The sequence below is a fragment of the Methylorubrum rhodesianum genome, from assembly GCF_014199985.1.
GTDB lineage: Bacteria > Pseudomonadota > Alphaproteobacteria > Rhizobiales > Beijerinckiaceae > Methylobacterium > Methylobacterium rhodesianum.
In genome coordinates, this window is record NZ_JACHOS010000002.1 from 109,739 (window position 1) to 125,060 (window position 15,322).

The following is a 15,322-nucleotide window of genomic DNA, read 5'->3' on the forward strand; positions in this document are numbered from 1 at the left end:
ACCGGTGTCGTATCGGACCGGCTCCGCGACTGGACATCCGCGCGGAGACCGGTTGGAGATGCGAAGAATCTGCCGGGCTCCTGGGTCGAACGGATTTCGATCCGCGAGCCCTGGAACAGCCTCAGGAGTTGCCGCTTACCGCCCCGGTGGCGGAGGTCCCCCCGGAACCGTTGCCGCCCTTGGCCTTCTCGAAGGCGCGCCGGACGAGATCAGTGCCGACTTCCATCGCCGCATCGAGCGCCCGCTGCGACAGCGTGCCGGCTTCGACCGTCTCGCCGGCATAGAGCGGCTGTTCGAGGGCGACGGCGTCGCCGCGGGTGACGCGCAGGCGGCCGACCTCTCGGCCCTGCTCGACCGGTGCCACGAGCGGTCCCTGATAGACGACCTTGGCCGTCACGCGGTCCGATGTGCCGCGCGGCAGCAGCAGGCGCACCGGCTTCTTGGCGACCACCGGCACCGAACCCTTCTCGCCGCCGAAGACCGAGAGATCCGCCACCGTCTCGTTCGCCGCAAAGACCTGCCGCGGCTCGAACGCGCGGAAGCCCCATTCCATCATTTTGCGGGCTTCGGCCGCGCGGTCGCGGGCGGTCTTCAGGCCCGACACGACCATGATCAGCCGCTGGCCGTTCTGCACCGCCGAGCCGGTGAGCGCGTAGCCCGATTCTTCGAGATAGCCGGTCTTGAGACCGTCGGCGCCGATGTCGAGGGTCAGGAGCGGGTTGCGGTTCTGCTGCTTGATCTTGTTCCAGACGAACTCGCGCTCGGAGTAGATCTTGTAGAACTCGGGGTAGGTATCGATGAGGTACTGGGCGATCCGCGCCATGTCGCGGGCGGTCACCTTCTGGTCAGGGGCCGAGTAGCCGGTCGCGTTGCGGAAGGTCGAGCGCGTCAGTCCAATCTCCTTGGCGCGCTGGTTCATCATCCCGGCAAAGGCTTCCTCGGTGCCCGCCATGTTCTCGGCGATGGTGATCGCCGCGTCGTTACCCGACTGCACGATCAGGCCGCGCAGAAGGTCGGAGAGCTTGATGCGGCTGTTGACCTGCGCGAACATCGACGAGCCGCCGCCGCCTGCCCCGCCGCGGCGCCACGCGTCCTCGGTCACCGTGAATTCGGTGTCCATCGAGAGGCGCCCCTCCTTGATGGCGCGGAACACGAGCTCCGCCGTCATCAGCTTGGCCATGCTGGCCGGGGAGAACGGCTCGTCGGCCGCCTTCTCGAACAGTACCGAGCCGGACTCGGCGTCGACCAAGATCGCGTGGGCAGCCGCCGTCTGGAAGGTCTGCGCGCCCGAGGGCGCCGGATAGAGGCAGGCGCCGAAGGCCGCAGCCAGCATCCCTACGAGCGCCCAGCGCGCCGCTCGGAACCGTATCTCACCCATTTTCGCCACTCCCGCGAACCCGCTTTCCGCCCGTCCCCGCCAAGCGTGACCTTAGCCCGGATACAATCCGATATCGAAGGCAAAGTTCGTTTTCGCACCGCGTCATGACGGCACCGAGGATCCTCACGCGCGCTTGTGGAAAACAGGGCCGATACCCATATCAAGTCCATGGAATATCGTGATTTTCACCCAGACAAGCCGCCTGGCTTCCGGGTCCGGCGCCCGGGTGCTCCTGCCCCCGCCCCGGCCTCGGCCGGCGAGGGCCGGGACCTGTGGCGGACGCTTCCCCTGGAGGGAACCTTCGAGGTCGTCTACGAGGATGCCCGCGGCGCCTGGACGACCCGCACCTTGGACGCGCGCGAGCTGAAGCTCGGGCCCGGCCGCACCCTGCTCGGCGGCACCGATCGCGCGCACGGCCTCTATCGCGGCCTGCGCGCCGACCGCATCCGGCGGCTGACCGAGCCTGCCTCAACCACGCGCATCGAGACCGGCATCCTCGATTGGCTGCTCGCACGCGCGCAGGCACAGCGGAAGGTCCGCGGCTCGCGCAGTCCGCGTCGAGCAGCGTGAGCCGGCGAAGTTTTTGCCGTCCCACGCAATCGCGTGGGGACAAGGGGCCTCGCCTCGTCTCGCGGTTGCGCGCGACCTTCGGTATAGCCGGTTCATGGAACTGATCTCCGCAACGCAGGCCCTGTCCGACGCCTGTGCCCGGCTCGCCGCGCAGCCCTTCGTCACCGTCGATACGGAGTTCATGCGCGAGACGACGTATTATCCGAAGCTCTGCCTGATCCAGATGGCGGGCCCGGACGGCTTCGCTTGTCTCGTCGATCCGCTCGCCGAAGATCTCGACCTCAAGCCCTTCTTCGAGCTGATGGCCGATGAAAGCACTGTCAAAGTGTTCCATTCAGCCCGGCAGGATTTGGAGATCATTTGGCTGCTCGGCGGACTCTTGCCGCATCCGTTCTTCGACACGCAGGTCGCGGCCATGGTCTGCGGCTACGGCGACTCGGTCTCCTACGAGCAGCTCGTCAACGACGTCGCGAAGGCGCGCATCGATAAATCGTCCCGCTTCACCGACTGGTCGCGTCGTCCGCTCTCCGAGGCACAGCTTGCCTATGCCCTGTCGGACGTCACCCATCTCGTGACGATCTATCAGGTGCTCGCCGCCGAGCTGGTCCGTACCGATCGCGGCCTCTGGCTCGACGAGGAGATGGCGGTGCTGACCTCTCCCGAAACCTATCAGGCGGAGCCCGCCCAGGCGTGGCGCCGGCTCTCGGGCCGGATGCGCAAGCCGCGCGAGATCGCGGTACTGATGGAAGTGGCCGGTTGGCGCGAGGCGGAGGCGCAGAGCCGAAACGTGCCCCGCGGACGCATCCTCAAGGACGAGGCGGTGATCGATATCGCGACCGCTGCCCCGCGCAGCGTCGAGGCCCTGGGCCGTCTGCGCACCATTCCCGCCGGCTTCGAGCGGTCGCGCACCGGATCCGAGATTCTCGCGGCGGTCGAGCGGGGCTTTGCCCGCGACCTTTCGCAGATCGCTATGCCCGAGCGCAGCCGCTCGCGCGGTGGCGGCAACGGCGCCCTGGTCGATCTCCTCAAGGTGCTGCTCAAGGCGGTGGCCGAGGCGGAGGGCGTGGCGCCCAAGATCATCGCCACCGTTGACGATCTGGAGGCGCTGGCCGACGACGACGCGGCGGACGTGGCCGTGCTTCAAGGCTGGCGCCGCAGCCTGTTCGGCGAAAAGGCCCTCGCCCTCAAGCATGGGCGGATGGCGCTCTCGGTGGAGCGCGGCCGGGTCACGGTGCGCGAACTGTCTTAGCCGCAACCCCCGCACCGGTCCGGATGGAAGGTTCGCCGCCCCTTCAATCCGTGGCGGAACGCTCGGGTTGTGTGCTGTGTCGCGACGAGCGGCCATTGTGACCGGGCCGGGTGCATGCGTCCGTGCTCGGCTGGATGATGAGCGCGGTATTGCGCCCTGTCCGCTTTCCGCCTGGGGCAAGGTGCATCACCGGCGTCAGCCGATCGATGCGGCGCCTTTCGCGTTCGGCTGACCGGGCCCGTTTCCTTCGACAGCCGCGGCACCACCCACGCTCGCCCTGTGTCCGGGCGACCCGGCTGATTTCCCACGGGCTTGCGAGAAGAGGCGGGAGAAGCGTGCGTCTGTCATCGCGGCATCTTGGCGCCGGCACCGGAGTGACGTAGTTCGGGATTAAATGGCAATGGTTTTTGCCTCTCGTTCCCGGTCGCCACCGCCCGCCTCATGTTTGAGCCGAACGAAGTTCTCCAGGTTCTGAGCGGCCGCGGGGCCGTGTCCGCGGAGGGGATCGAGCCGGTGAAAGTCCGCTACAAGCTCGTCATCGAGCGGCGTGACGGCATCGTGCGTGCCCATGGAAGCGTGACGGGCCGCCACAGCGCCCTGCATCCGCTCTGGCTCACCCCGGACGCGACGCTGCATCTGAAGGACGCGCGCCTTCTGGCGGTGTCACTCACCGATCTCGTCGGCGATACCGCAGAATTCGAGAGCACCGAGCCGGTTGCAAGGGGGTGAGACCGGCCTGAGAGTGGTAGCGATCCTTCGTGCCACGTCGCTCCCGAAAAATGACGCTCGCCCCTTCGCTCCGTGTCCGTGACGACGATTGTCGGTGCGCACTGGCCGTTCGGCCGCCCTACGATTGGGGGCACCTCGAACGCTTCTTCGCCGATCATGCGAGTCCGGGCGTCGAAGTCGTGACGCCCGGCCGCTACGCCCGCAGCTTCCTGATCGACGGGCGACGCGGCACGCTCTCGGTCACGCCTGGGATGGACGCGCTGTCGGTCCGTATCCGCTGCCGCGATTCGGGCGCGGTGCGGGATGCCGTCCTGGCGCGGGTGAGGGCGATGTTCGACCTCGACATCGATCCCGCAGCGATCGCCGACGGCCTCGGCCGCGACCCGCTCACCGCCGCCCTCGTGGCGCGTCGGCCGGGATTGCGGATGCCGGGAGCGTTCGACGGCTTCGAACTGGCGGTCCGGGCGATCCTCGGTCAGCAGGTCTCGGTGGCCGCGGCCACGCGCCTCGCCGGCCGCCTCGTGGCCGCCTTCGGCACGCCGCTCGCTCCCGAGGAGTACGGCGACGAGCCGGGCCTCACCCACCTGTTTCCGACGCCGGAGCAGCTTCTCGACGCCGAGATCTCCCTCGTGCTCAACATGCCCCGTGCCCGCGGCCGGGCGATCCAGGGCCTCGCCGCAGCGATGCTGGCGACGCCCGATCTGTTCGCCCCCGGCGGCGATCTCGACGGGACGGTTGCCCGGCTCGAGGCACTTCCCGGCATCGGCGGGTGGACCGCGCACTACGTTGCCATGCGTGCGATGGCGCAGCCCGACGCCTTCCCGGCGGGCGATGTCGGGCTGATGCGCGCTCTCGACACCGGTGCCGGGCGGCCGAGCCGTGCCGCGCTCCTCGTGCGAGCCGCCTCCTGGCGGCCCTGGCGCGCCTACGCGGCGATCCATCTCTGGGCCGAAGATGCCGTGCGGAGGACGCCGTGACGATCTGTGATCCCATCGCCGCCGACGAGGCGGGCTGGCGCCGGCTCTGGGCGGGCTATCTCGCCTTCTACGGCGAGGATCTTCCAGAGGCGGTCACCGCCGCGACGTGGCGGCGCATCCTCGATCCCACTTCGACGATTTTCGCGCGCCTCGCGGAGCGGGACGGGAGGCTCGTGGGAATGACGGTCAACGTCCTGCACGAGGGGACCTGGAGTGCTGCGCCCATTTGTTACCTCGAGGATCTCTTCGTCGCACCCGAGGCGCGTGGCGCCGGGATCGGCCGGGCGCTGATCTCCGACCTGATCGCGGTCGGGAAGGCGCGGGGCTGGTCGCGGCTCTACTGGCACACGAAGAGCGGGAATTCGGAGGCTCGGCGGCTCTACGATCGCTTCGTCGCTGCCGACGATTTCTGCCGCTATCGCCTCGTCCTGTGATCGTTAACGCCTCGTTTACCATGGTCGCATCACGGTCGGGTTCAGGGGAGAGAGCCATGAACCGACGAGTCGGCCGTAGTTTCGATGTCCTCAGCGAGGCGCAGCTCAGGGCCGGGCGCACCGCCGCCCGCCGGGTCGTGCCGGAAGCCCTGGCGCCGCAGGCGGGGCCGCGGCCGATCTCTCAGCTTCTCGATACCATCCAGCAGGTCGCCGAAGCGGCCACCGGCGAACGCAGCTTCCTTCACGTCGGCACGACGGTGTCGCGGAAGGGTTGAAGCAAGCGGGGGCATCAGGCGGCGGGCGCCGCGCCGCCGAGTTCGATCAGCACGATTTCCGGCGGGACCCCGAACCGGACGCCTACTCCGCTGACGCCGAGGCCGCCGGAGATGATCAGGTGGCGCCCATCCTCGACCACGTGGCCGTAGGCGAAGCGCTGGCCGTAGCGAGAGGGCAGCACCGGCGAATAGCCCAGCAGGCGGATCTGGCCGCCATGGGTGTGGCCCGACAGGGTGAGCGAGACGCGGGCGGGCACCTTGACGAAGATGTCGGGCTCGTGGGCCAGCAGGATCACCGGCGCGGCGTCGGACACCTGCGCGAGCGTGGCCGGGAGGTCGGCGAGGCTGCGGCGACTGCCGATCGGAACGAAGGGTTCCTGGTCCGCGAGCCCAGCGATCCAGAAGGGGCGGCCGTTTTGAACGAGCCGAACCGCGTCGTTTTCCAGAACCGGGATGCCGCGGGCTTCGAGCAGGCGGCGGATCTCGACCGGTCCCTTTCCCGCCAGCATCGCCTCGCGGTCGTCCCACCAATCGTGGTTGCCGAGGATGGCGTATGTGCCGAGAGGCGCCCGGAGGCCCTCGGCGAGCCGGGCAAAATCGGAGAGCGGCACCCGGTGCCACGTCACTTTCCGTCCCGCCGGATAATCGCCGAGCAGGAGGATCAGGTCGGGCCTGAGCGCGTTCGCCGCCGCGACGATCTCGGCGACGCGGTCGAGCGGCATGTATGGGTCGCAGACATGGATGTCGGCGAGCACGGCGATGCGAAGATGGAGATCAGGGTCCCAACCCGGAGGCGTCAGCCGGTAGCGCGTCAGGGCGAGCCGGAAGCGCGGCTCGATGAAGAAGGCATAGGCGCCTCCGGAGCCGAGCGTCAGCGCCGAAGCGCCGAAGCCGCCCAGAACCTGCCTACGGGTCGGGAGGATGAGCATGCCGCCGAAGCCGGCGGAGCGGCGGCGTCGACTTCAGTCGACAGGCTCGTCCTCGTGTACGAAGCGGAAGGCATTGCGGGACTCCGCCTTGGCGCGCGCGGCCTTGACGGCGCTGCTGCTGACGTGGACGGCGGCGGCCAGCGCCGGAAGGGCAACGGGGCGGAAGTTCTCGCGATCCCCGGCCACGGTCACCGGGGCGGCGTTGCCCGGTTCATCCGCGAGAGTCGGGGCTCGGCTGGGGGCGTACATGTTTCCTGTCCTATCTGCGCGTCTGAGCGGCCGGTGAGCGGCCGCGGCGGCTGATCCCACACCTCGCCCGTGAGCGAGGACGTCCTTTTCACACCCGCCTCGTGGCAAGATTGCGAAGATGCGAGGTCTGCTTTGATCGATCCGCCGACATGAACGGAAGCTTAAGACGACCGGTACGCCGGAAATTCGAGCAAGGCGACAAATCGGGCAGAGGGCAGCGTGGCATCTCTGCCACGCGATAGTGCATTGCAACGGAGCCGATCTTGCAATGCCCTCGGTAGATTTACGCCGGAAGAGCCCGCGACTTGATCTGACGTTCGGATCGAGCCTCTCAGGCGGCCGGCGCCGGTTGCAGGCCTTCATGGGCGATCCAGGCCGCTGTGCGGTCGAGGGCTCGGGTCAGACGCTCGAACAGGGTGTCGATCTCATCCGGCTCGATCACCAGCGGCGGGCAGACGGCGATGCGGTCGCCGGACAGGAAGCGCACGATCAGCCCTTCATCCTGGGCGAAGGCGACGCAGCGCGCCGCCACCGCCGCTTTCGGCTCGAATTGGCGCTTCGACGGTTTGTCGGCCACGATTTCAATGCCGCCGATCAGCCCCATTCCTCGAGCCTCACCTACGAGCGGGTGATCGGCCAGCCGCGCGAGGGCTGCCTGGAAATGCGGCGCCCGCTCGGCGGCCCGCTCGACGATGCGGTCGCGCCGGTAGATGTGGAGCGCGCGGTTGGCGACCGCGCAGGCGACCGGATGCCCTGAATAGGTCGTGCCGTGGCCGAAGCCGCCGAGCTTGACGCTCTCCTCCAGCATCGCCCGATAGAGCGGTTCGTCGATGCTGATGCCGCCGAGCGGCAGGTAGCCGGAGGTCAGCGCCTTGGCGAAGGACAGGGTATGGGGGCGCATGCCGAGCGCCTGGCCGCCGAACCACGTGCCGAGGCGTCCGAAGCCGCAGATCACCTCGTCGGCGACGAGGCGCACGTCGTAGCGGTCGAGCACCGCCTGGATCGCCGGAAAGTAGCCGGCGGGCGGAACGATGGCGCCGCCGGCGCCCATCACCGGTTCAGCGAAGAAGGCGGCGACGGTGTCGGGATCCTCGGCAAGGATCTGCGCCTCGAGTTCCGCCGCGAGACGCTGCGAATACGCCTCCTCGCTCTCTCCCGGCTCGGCCCCGCGATAATGGTGCGGACAGGCGGCGTGCAGGAAGCCGTCGATCGGCAGGTCCCAATCCGCGTGATTGGCGGGAAGGCCGGTGAGCGAGGCGGTCGCGACCGTCACGCCGTGATAGCCCTTCCGCCGGGCGATGATCTTCTTCTTCCGCGGCCGCCCGAGGGCGTTGTTCATGTACCAGAGCAACTTCACTTGGGCGTCGTTGGCCTCCGAGCCGGAGGAGGTGAAGAAGATCTTCGAGGTCGGGACCGGCATCAGCTCCTTGAGCGTCTCGGCCAGCTCGATCGCCGGATCGTGGCTGCGGCCCGAGAACAGATGCGCGAAGGGCAGCCGCCCCATCTGCTCGGCGGCCGCCTCGACCAACTCCTCGTTGCCGTAACCGAGGGCCGTGCACCACAGCCCGGCCATGCCTTCGAGGTAGGGGCGGCCGTCGGTGTCGTAGACCCAGACGCCGTGGCCCCGCTCCAACACCAGCGGACCGGTCTCCCGGAAGGCCGAGAGATTGGTGTAGGGGTGGATCAGGGTCTCGACGTCGCGGGCGGCGATGTTCGACAGCATGATGCGGCAGCCGGAAGACTACGCCGACAGGATGCGCCGGCAGCGCCGCCACACTAACGGCCCCAATCTCCCTCAGGAAGGCGGCGTCCGCCTTCCGTGAAGACGCAACGACCGCTCGCGATGCTCGATCCGGCCACCATCGTCGCCGCACCCGCTCCGGGCCGCGCCTGCGGTCCCTGTACGCTCTGCTGCAAGGTCTATGCAGTGCCCGCGGTCGAGAGTCCGGCAGGGCGCTGGTGCCGGCATGTCCGCTCGGGCGGCGGATGCGGCATTCATGCGGCGCGCCCCGACCACTGCCGCGCCTTCCATTGCCTCTGGATGACGGAAAGCTGGATCGGGCCGGAATGGCGACCGGACCGGTCGAAGATGGTGCTCAGCCTCGACCCCGTCACGCGGTTCCTGAACGTGCAGGTCGATCCGGGCCAGGCCGGGGCCTGGAAGCGCGCGCCCTACCATGACCAGTTGCGGCGCTGGGCGGCAGCCTCGCTTCCCCTGCGGCGCTACGTGCTCGTCCACGTCAATACGGTCACGACCGTCGTGCTGCCGGATCGGGACGTGCCCCTCGGCACCTTTGCGCCGGGCGATCGGCTCGTCGCCCGCGAACGGATGGGACCGGCGGGATTGACCGCCGACGTGGAGAAAGCCTCGCAACCGGTTTGAAGCCTGAGCGTCCGAGAGACGTTCAGGTCATGCAGCGGCCGGGCACCATGCGGCGCGCCTCGGGGCCGACGAGCGAGCTGAGTGGAGCCTCGCAGCCCTCCCGCGTCATGCGGCGGGGCTTGGCCGGAACCTCCTCCTGGGCCGAGCGGGTCGGAACCGTCTCCGTGCGCGTGGACGGGCGCGGCGCGGTGGCGACGTGGATCGGGCTGAGAGCCGTCGAGTAGGGACGCATGCCCGGCAGCGGCGTGGCGGAAGCCTCGTAGGCGACGCGCGGGGCGGTCGGAGCCCCCATGGCGTCGGCTTCCTGCCGGACAACCGGCAGCAGCAGCAGGGTCAGGATCGCAGCGGGAACACTCACACCGAGGACGAAGCCGGTCCGAAGCATCTTTGCGATCTCCGATGGGAGCTTGACAGGTTGTTTTCACAACGCTGTTTTCGGCTCAGCGGTTCCTTCACTGTCCCGCTTCGGATCAAGTCAGTATTCTGCCCCCGGTCGGCGATCTCGTCTGGGGCACGTGCACGTCGGAGGCGACGCGTCGGGCGTGGCAAAAAAGCACCTGTGGACGGAAAATGCGCGTTTCGGTGTGGCTTCCGGAACCCAGCCCCCCGACAATCGTTGAAGCAGCACCCGGCCACCTGGTCCTCCCCGCATTCCCCTTGTGCATCGGCCGGAACCTCTTCACGGGTCGGACAATCGTCCGGCCCGTTTTTTCATGTCCGATGCCGCACCCGTGCCGCTCCGCTGCCGCCAGCTTTGGGTTTCGGTTCGAGGCGACGGTCGCTGCCGTCTCGCGGTCAGCGACGGGGTTCGGTCTCTATCCCAGCAGGCGAGAGGTCCGGAGGCCGTATTGCCGCTGACGACCTCGCATCTCGAGTGAAGCGCGGGTGCCGCCGCGCGGCCCGGCCGCCGATCATAGGGCTGGAGCTATCGAACGGCTCGCACCGGCATCCGTCCATGAGAAAGGGCGCCGGCCTCGCGGCCGGCGCCCCCTTCGTTATCAGTCCAGAGAGACGGTTCAGGCGTTGTGAGCCTCGCGACGGCGCGCGCTTTGCTGGAAGAACAGCGCTTGGCTGATGACAGCCGAAACGTTGGCGGGCTGGAACGGCTTGGCGATGAGGAAGGCCGGTTCCGGCCGCTCACCGGTGAGGAAGCGCTCGGGATAGGCCGTGATGAAGATCACCGGCACCTCGAAGGTCTTGAGCAGATCGTTGACCGCATCCAGGCCCGACGAACCGTCCGCGAGCTGAATATCGGCGAGAATCAGCCCGGGACGCTTGCTCTCGGAGGCAATCTTGACCGCTTCGCTGCGGGTGCGGGCCACGCCGATGACGTTGTGGCCGAGGCCTTCCACCAGGGCTTCGAGATCCATGGCGATGAGCGGCTCGTCCTCGATGATCAGGATTTCGGTCGCCATGTCGGCGGCGAGTTCCCGGCCCGCCTCGTCGACCAGATCACGCACCTTGTTCACGTCCACATCGAGGATCACGCCGGCATCTTCCTCGGAGAAGCCTTCGAGGCAGGAGAGCAGGAACGCCTGCCGGGGCAGCGGGGTGATCTGGCCGAGCCGAACCTCGGCCGGCAGGTCGTGTTGCACCTGATCGCTGTGACCGTTGACGGAGAGTGAATTCCAGATCCGCGTGAAGACCCGGAAGAGGTCGGCCTTGACGTTCGTGCTGCGACCGAGGGTCTCAGGCTCATTGACCAGCGTCTCGAGCGTGGCCGCGACGTAAGCGTCGCCCGCTACCTGACTGCCCGTCAGCGCGCGCGCATAACGGCGCAGGTACGGCAGATGCTGCACGACCAGTTGTGCTGTCGACATGAGTTCCCCTGAGCCTCTTCGCTCTTCGTTATCGATGCGCCCCTAACGCGGGGACTCGACGTCCGTTCCTGGCCGATGCGGAACCCAAGCCGCATGGCCGCGTTGCTGCTGCAGCCATGACTCATGTCAAGCTGCAAGACAATCGCGGCAGATGTGGCGCCAAGGGGAACTTGGCCAAGGGGATCTTGAAAGCATGAACGAGGACGAGCCGGCCGGCGTGTTCCCACCCGGGGACCGGCCCACTCGAATGCGTGGCGAAAATGGTTTGAATGACCAGACGCAGAGGCGCATCGGCAACCATTTGCGAGCCCTCTACGATTCCGTCGTGCAACAGCCGATACCGGACCGCTTTCGAGATTTGATCGCCCGCCTCGAAGAGGATGGACCGGAGTCGGATTGATCCTACGATCTTCGAGCCGCTTGTCTCCGCGATCTCGTCAGATTCGAGCCGCCTCCGCTGCCGGGGCGGCTCGGCTTGTCAGGCGAGGCTACAAGGTCGACGAACGGCCCCGCATCAGACCGATCACGGCCGAGATCGCGAACAGCACGATCGCGACGAAGAACACGAGTTTAGCGGCCTCCATGGCCGTGCCGGCGATGCCGCCGAAGCCCAGCAGGGCCGCGACCAGGGCAACCACCAGGAACGTTACAGCCCAACCGAGCATGTCGAACTTCCTTCCAACAACTGGCGCGGCCCGTGCCGCCGCCTCTTGGAAGCAATAACGCCAAGTTTTCGCCACGAGTTCCTTTTGCCGCTCCGGCGGCGTGAAGAGTTTTATTACGAACCGCGTGCGACCGTCGCAGTCCGTCGGAACCGACTGGCGAATCCGGCCGTTCGTCACCATCTCTCGGCAAGACGACCAGACTCGATGATGTGAAGGAGGCCTCTGGCGTGCCCGCACAGAAAAAGCCCATAGTTCCCGGTATCGCTCAGGCGAAGGCCGCCCTGGAGGCTGCCGCCCGGCTCCTGTCGGCGCTCTCGCCTCAGCCGGTTCTGCAGCCCATTCCGGTCCGCGTGAAGTCGGCTCGCCGCCGTTGAGGCGGGTCGCCATCGGACCTGCCGTTCTCGATTGCCGCCATGCATCCCCGATAAGCGCCGTCCTTGAGGACGGCGCTTTTTTTTACTTGAACGTCTTTGTCTCCCCTTTCCACAGTTCTCCGCGTCGTCAGAGCGGAGGCTCGTCCGTAGGCGAATGGGCTGAGGCAGCCCCTCCAGTCACTTGATCAGCGGAAAGCCTCTTCGTCGCCTCTGCGCGAAATGACCGTCCGACACTGCGTGGTCTTCCGAAATTGTCACCGCCGCGGTCGCCGGCCTAGCTGTCGGCTGGAGATGATGTTCGACCGGTCTCGCTTCGGCGGCTTTCCGGGTCGCATGGGCTGGGGGCGGCGGGGATGGAGTTCGGCAAGCGCAGGCCCGGAGCATGGGCTGCGAGGAGCAAGGCCGATTTGGCCACGGCGCCGCGCCGACGCCTCGTCACAACCATCGTCGTCGGCGTTCTGATCGGTGTCGGTGTGACGGGTGCGGCGACCATCGTGCATGCATCCGAGCGCGGCCTGCTCCGGGGTCTGTTCCAGACGATCTTCGGTGGCGAGAGCTTGGCTCCGGCGCCGGTCGCGAGACCGGTGCCGAAAGTGCCGCATCGCTACACGTCGCTTCCTGATACACGCCGCCTTGCCGGACATCGCCTCGTCCAGCGGACGCCGCGCCTCGACGGACGCCCAGTTCGTGCTGCCCGGCGGGAGAGAGGCGGTGCTTCGAACTCTATCGCGAGTGGATCCTTCGTGGCCGGGACGCGGACCGTCTGCGTGCGCCGCTGTGACGGGTACGTGTTTCCCCTGGGCCGCCTGAATGCGCGGGCCGATCTTCCGGTCCATGCCGCGGCCTGTGCCGCAGCCTGCCCTAGCGCGCCGACCGATCTGTTCACACTGGCTCCGGGGCGGTCCGAACTCCAACACTCCGTCGGCCTCGATGGCCGCCCCTATCTGCGGACCGCCGCCGCCAATCTCTATCGCCGCACGCGTGTCGAGAACTGCTCGTGCCAGCCGCCGGGCGTGGCAGGACCCTTGGTGGCCCTGGTCGACGACCGCACCCTGCGGCCGGGAGACGTCATCGCTTCGGAACAGGGAGCCGACCTCGTCGCCGGTCTGTCCCGATCAGGTCCGCGACTCGTCGATTATCGCTCGGCGACGATGAGTCCGCGCAGTCGCGGTCTCATCGAAGAGCGGGTCGGGGCCCTGGGACGGGATGCGGCGAGTGCGGCGTTTCAGCAGGTGCTTCGCGCGGAGAAGTTCGGCGCGGGCCGCCTGCGCGGCGCCGAAGCGCAGAACCTAAAGCTTCGGATCGACATGGCGGCCATGGATTTCATGCCCGTCGTCGCGCGCAGCGGGGAATTTGCCCAGATCCGGGTCGTCTCGCCCTCGCCGTTCAGGCGATGAAGGACCGCCCCCGGGCGACGGCATCAGTTGGCGAAAGCGCCGGGCTGTCGTAGGCGGGCGGGACCGTCGTCGTTTGAAGCCGTCGTCATGAGTGAACCGTCCACGGAGGCGCAGGCCCCCTCCCCCGGCTTCGAGAGCGCTCTGCCCGCACCCGAGCGGACCGAGACGATGAGCCCCCTCGTGCGGCGGCGGATCTGTCCCAATGGCGGTCCCTTCACCGCGAGTGGAACCTGCACTTACGTGGTCGGCCGCAGACATGTCGCGGTCATCGATCCGGGACCGGCAGATGCCGGGCACATCGAGGGGCTCCTGGCCTCACTCGCCGGCGAGCAGGTCGACGCCATCGTCGTGACCCATACCCACCGCGACCATTCCCCGGGCGCCCGCCTGCTGCAGGCGCGCACGGGCGCGCCGATCGTTGGTTGCGGCCCGCATCGCGCCGCGCGGGAACTGGCCGAGAACGAGCTGCCCGCCCTCGATGCCAGCGCCGACCGCGCGCACCGGCCCGACCGGGAGTTGCGGGACGGCGAGAGCCTCACCGGCGACGGATGGACGCTGACCGCGGTGGCAACCCCCGGCCACACCATGAATCATCTCGCCTTCGCCCTGCCCGAAGAGAACGTGCTGTTCTCGGGCGATCACGTGATGGCGTGGTCGACCTCCATCGTCGCGCCGCCCGACGGTTCGATGCGGGCCTACATGGAATCGCTGGAGCGCCTGCGCGAGCGGGACGAGACGCTGTACTGGCCCGGCCATGGCGGCCCCGTGCGCGATCCGCGCCGCTTCGTGCGCGGGCTCGCCGCCCACCGCCGTCAGCGCGAGGCGGCGATCCGCGCCCGGCTCGACGCGGGCGATCGCGACATCGCGGCCATTGTCCGCACCGTCTATCAGGGTCTCGCGCCGCATCTACGCGGTGCGGCGGCTTTGTCCGTCTTCGCCCATCTCGAGGATCTGGTGGAGCGCGGCCTCGCCATCACGGATGGGCCGCCCCTGCTCGACGGCACGTTCCGCCCCGCTTGAGGAAACGCGGCAGAAACGCGCGACCGCGCTACTTCAGGGCGATGGCGAGATTGGCGACCTCATCCAGGTAGGAGCGGATCCGATCGGCGTTGTCGCCGAAGTCGCGGTCACCGATCCGCGAGGCTGAGCGGACGTCGATACGGGCGCCGTCGGCCCGCGGATGCACCCGCACCGTGATGTCGGCGGGAAGGTTCAGAATCCGCGTATGGGCCACCGCTTCGATGCGGCCGTTGCCGATCCGTCCGCCGGGCCGGATCGCCTCGATGATCTGCCATTTACGGTTCACGGCCGCCTTGCGGGCCAGTTCGAACGCCTCGTCGGCCTCCACGTCGAGGGTCAACGGCGCGATTTGAGGATAGGCCGCCCGCTGCGCTTCCCGGATCGCCGACCCGGGCTCCGGGGGATACCGGCCATCGCGGGCGGCGAAGGCGAGGCGTGAGCGCGAGAAGGCAGGGGGACGCTCCGTATCCGTCGATACGTCGGTCAGTGCCGGCAGGCGCACGCCCTTGAGGGCGGCGTAGGCCGGATATGCCAGGACGAGGCTCGCCAGGAACAGGCCCCCGATGGCTGCCCCGAGGCCGCCCGCGCCCTCGCGCCAGACCCGCACCATCGCGAACAATGCGAACGCCACGGCGACGACGGAGAGGGCGATCCCGCTTGCGAGCACGGCAAGAGCGGGGGCCGGCTCGGCCGACGGACTGCGCACGATCAGGATCGCCATGGCGGTGACGATCAGGGAGAACAGGGCGAGTGTCCGCGCATGGCGGCCCGCCCGCGTCACCGGTTCATCGAGAAGCTGACGACGCATGGCCCCGGATGCGGATGGTTGGATGTAAAGGGTGGATAAGCTCGCGGGCAGTCTACAGCTTGGGG

Annotated in this window: 19 protein-coding genes; 11 read left to right on the forward strand and 8 right to left on the reverse strand. The window is 68.2% G+C overall.

The window, feature by feature from the left end; translation table 11 throughout:
* Positions 1-121: 121 nt before the first annotated feature.
* The gene (locus HNR01_RS02975; protein ID WP_183666543.1) at positions 122-1,378 is read right to left on the reverse strand and encodes a D-alanyl-D-alanine carboxypeptidase family protein; all 1,257 of its coding nucleotides are present in this window, start codon (positions 1,376-1,378) and stop codon (positions 122-124) included.
* A 168-nt stretch (positions 1,379-1,546) separates the two neighbouring features.
* Between HNR01_RS02975 and HNR01_RS02980 the strand changes: the two genes are divergently transcribed.
* The 6 genes from HNR01_RS02980 to HNR01_RS03005 all read left to right on the forward strand — a co-directional run bounded on the left by HNR01_RS02980 (position 1,547) and on the right by HNR01_RS03005 (position 5,612).
* A complete protein-coding gene (locus HNR01_RS02980) occupies positions 1,547-1,948 on the forward strand; it encodes a hypothetical protein (protein ID WP_183666545.1) in 402 nt (133 codons plus the stop codon).
* Between the two features lie 94 nt (positions 1,949-2,042).
* A complete protein-coding gene (rnd, locus tag HNR01_RS02985) occupies positions 2,043-3,197 on the forward strand; it encodes a ribonuclease D (protein WP_183666547.1) in 1,155 nt (384 codons plus the stop codon).
* 513 nt (positions 3,198-3,710) lie between these two features.
* Positions 3,711-3,926, forward strand: a complete 216-nt coding sequence (locus HNR01_RS02990; RefSeq protein WP_309236166.1) for a hypothetical protein — start codon at positions 3,711-3,713, stop codon at positions 3,924-3,926.
* 50 nt (positions 3,927-3,976) lie between these two features.
* On the forward strand, positions 3,977-4,903 hold the full coding sequence (locus HNR01_RS02995) for a DNA-3-methyladenine glycosylase family protein (protein WP_183666549.1): 927 nt from the start codon (positions 3,977-3,979) through the stop codon (positions 4,901-4,903).
* Complete coding sequence (locus HNR01_RS03000; protein ID WP_183666551.1) at positions 4,900-5,337, forward strand: GNAT family N-acetyltransferase; 438 nt, start codon at positions 4,900-4,902, stop codon at positions 5,335-5,337. Before HNR01_RS02995 ends, HNR01_RS03000 begins: the two co-directional genes overlap by 4 nt.
* Before the next feature lie 56 nt (positions 5,338-5,393).
* Positions 5,394-5,612 carry a hypothetical protein gene (locus tag HNR01_RS03005; RefSeq protein WP_017486167.1) on the forward strand — a complete coding sequence of 73 codons (219 nt, stop codon included), beginning with the start codon at positions 5,394-5,396 and terminating at the stop codon, positions 5,610-5,612.
* Between the two features lie 14 nt (positions 5,613-5,626).
* On the opposite strand, the gene HNR01_RS03010 is transcribed toward HNR01_RS03005, so the two are convergent.
* The 3 genes from HNR01_RS03010 to HNR01_RS03020 all read right to left on the reverse strand — a co-directional run bounded on the left by HNR01_RS03010 (position 5,627) and on the right by HNR01_RS03020 (position 8,513).
* Complete coding sequence (locus HNR01_RS03010; RefSeq protein ID WP_183666553.1) at positions 5,627-6,541, reverse strand: metallophosphoesterase; 915 nt, start codon at positions 6,539-6,541, stop codon at positions 5,627-5,629.
* 33 nt (positions 6,542-6,574) lie between these two features.
* Positions 6,575-6,790, reverse strand: coding sequence for a hypothetical protein (locus tag HNR01_RS03015; RefSeq protein WP_017486165.1), 216 nt, complete (start codon positions 6,788-6,790; stop codon positions 6,575-6,577).
* 331 nt (positions 6,791-7,121) lie between these two features.
* A complete protein-coding gene (locus tag HNR01_RS03020) occupies positions 7,122-8,513 on the reverse strand; it encodes an aminotransferase (RefSeq protein WP_017486164.1) in 1,392 nt (463 codons plus the stop codon).
* A 120-nt stretch (positions 8,514-8,633) separates the two neighbouring features.
* On the opposite strand from HNR01_RS03020, the gene HNR01_RS03025 reads away from it, so the two are divergent.
* Positions 8,634-9,173: a hypothetical protein gene (locus tag HNR01_RS03025; RefSeq protein WP_153873820.1), complete on the forward strand. Its 540-nt coding sequence runs from the start codon at positions 8,634-8,636 to the stop codon at positions 9,171-9,173.
* A gap of 22 nt (positions 9,174-9,195) precedes the next feature.
* On the opposite strand, the gene HNR01_RS03030 is transcribed toward HNR01_RS03025, so the two are convergent.
* On the reverse strand, positions 9,196-9,558 hold the full coding sequence (locus HNR01_RS03030) for a hypothetical protein (RefSeq protein ID WP_017486161.1): 363 nt from the start codon (positions 9,556-9,558) through the stop codon (positions 9,196-9,198).
* Between the two features lie 631 nt (positions 9,559-10,189).
* Positions 10,190-10,993 carry a response regulator gene (locus tag HNR01_RS03035; RefSeq protein WP_017486160.1) on the reverse strand — a complete coding sequence of 268 codons (804 nt, stop codon included), beginning with the start codon at positions 10,991-10,993 and terminating at the stop codon, positions 10,190-10,192.
* A gap of 193 nt (positions 10,994-11,186) precedes the next feature.
* On the opposite strand from HNR01_RS03035, the gene HNR01_RS03040 reads away from it, so the two are divergent.
* Positions 11,187-11,393 carry a NepR family anti-sigma factor gene (locus HNR01_RS03040; protein WP_153873732.1) on the forward strand — a complete coding sequence of 69 codons (207 nt, stop codon included), beginning with the start codon at positions 11,187-11,189 and terminating at the stop codon, positions 11,391-11,393.
* 88 nt (positions 11,394-11,481) lie between these two features.
* On the opposite strand, the gene HNR01_RS03045 is transcribed toward HNR01_RS03040, so the two are convergent.
* A complete protein-coding gene (locus tag HNR01_RS03045; protein ID WP_017486158.1) occupies positions 11,482-11,658 on the reverse strand; it encodes a DUF1328 domain-containing protein in 177 nt (58 codons plus the stop codon).
* Positions 11,659-11,885: 227 nt separating this feature from the next.
* Here HNR01_RS03045 and HNR01_RS03050 point away from each other — a divergent pair, with 227 nt between their 5' ends.
* The 3 genes from HNR01_RS03050 to HNR01_RS03060 all read left to right on the forward strand — a co-directional run bounded on the left by HNR01_RS03050 (position 11,886) and on the right by HNR01_RS03060 (position 14,449).
* On the forward strand, positions 11,886-12,032 hold the full coding sequence (locus tag HNR01_RS03050) for a hypothetical protein (protein ID WP_183666555.1): 147 nt from the start codon (positions 11,886-11,888) through the stop codon (positions 12,030-12,032).
* Positions 12,033-12,385: 353 nt separating this feature from the next.
* Positions 12,386-13,429, forward strand: a complete 1,044-nt coding sequence (locus tag HNR01_RS27865; protein WP_183666557.1) for a DUF2865 domain-containing protein — start codon at positions 12,386-12,388, stop codon at positions 13,427-13,429.
* An 87-nt stretch (positions 13,430-13,516) separates the two neighbouring features.
* Entirely contained in the window at positions 13,517-14,449 is a 933-nt protein-coding gene (locus tag HNR01_RS03060) for an MBL fold metallo-hydrolase (protein WP_183666559.1), read from the forward strand.
* Positions 14,450-14,477: 28 nt separating this feature from the next.
* Here HNR01_RS03060 and HNR01_RS03065 read toward each other — a convergent pair whose 3' ends face one another.
* Positions 14,478-15,257, reverse strand: a complete 780-nt coding sequence (locus HNR01_RS03065; RefSeq protein WP_183666561.1) for a DUF1499 domain-containing protein — start codon at positions 15,255-15,257, stop codon at positions 14,478-14,480.
* Positions 15,258-15,322 lie beyond the last annotated feature (65 nt).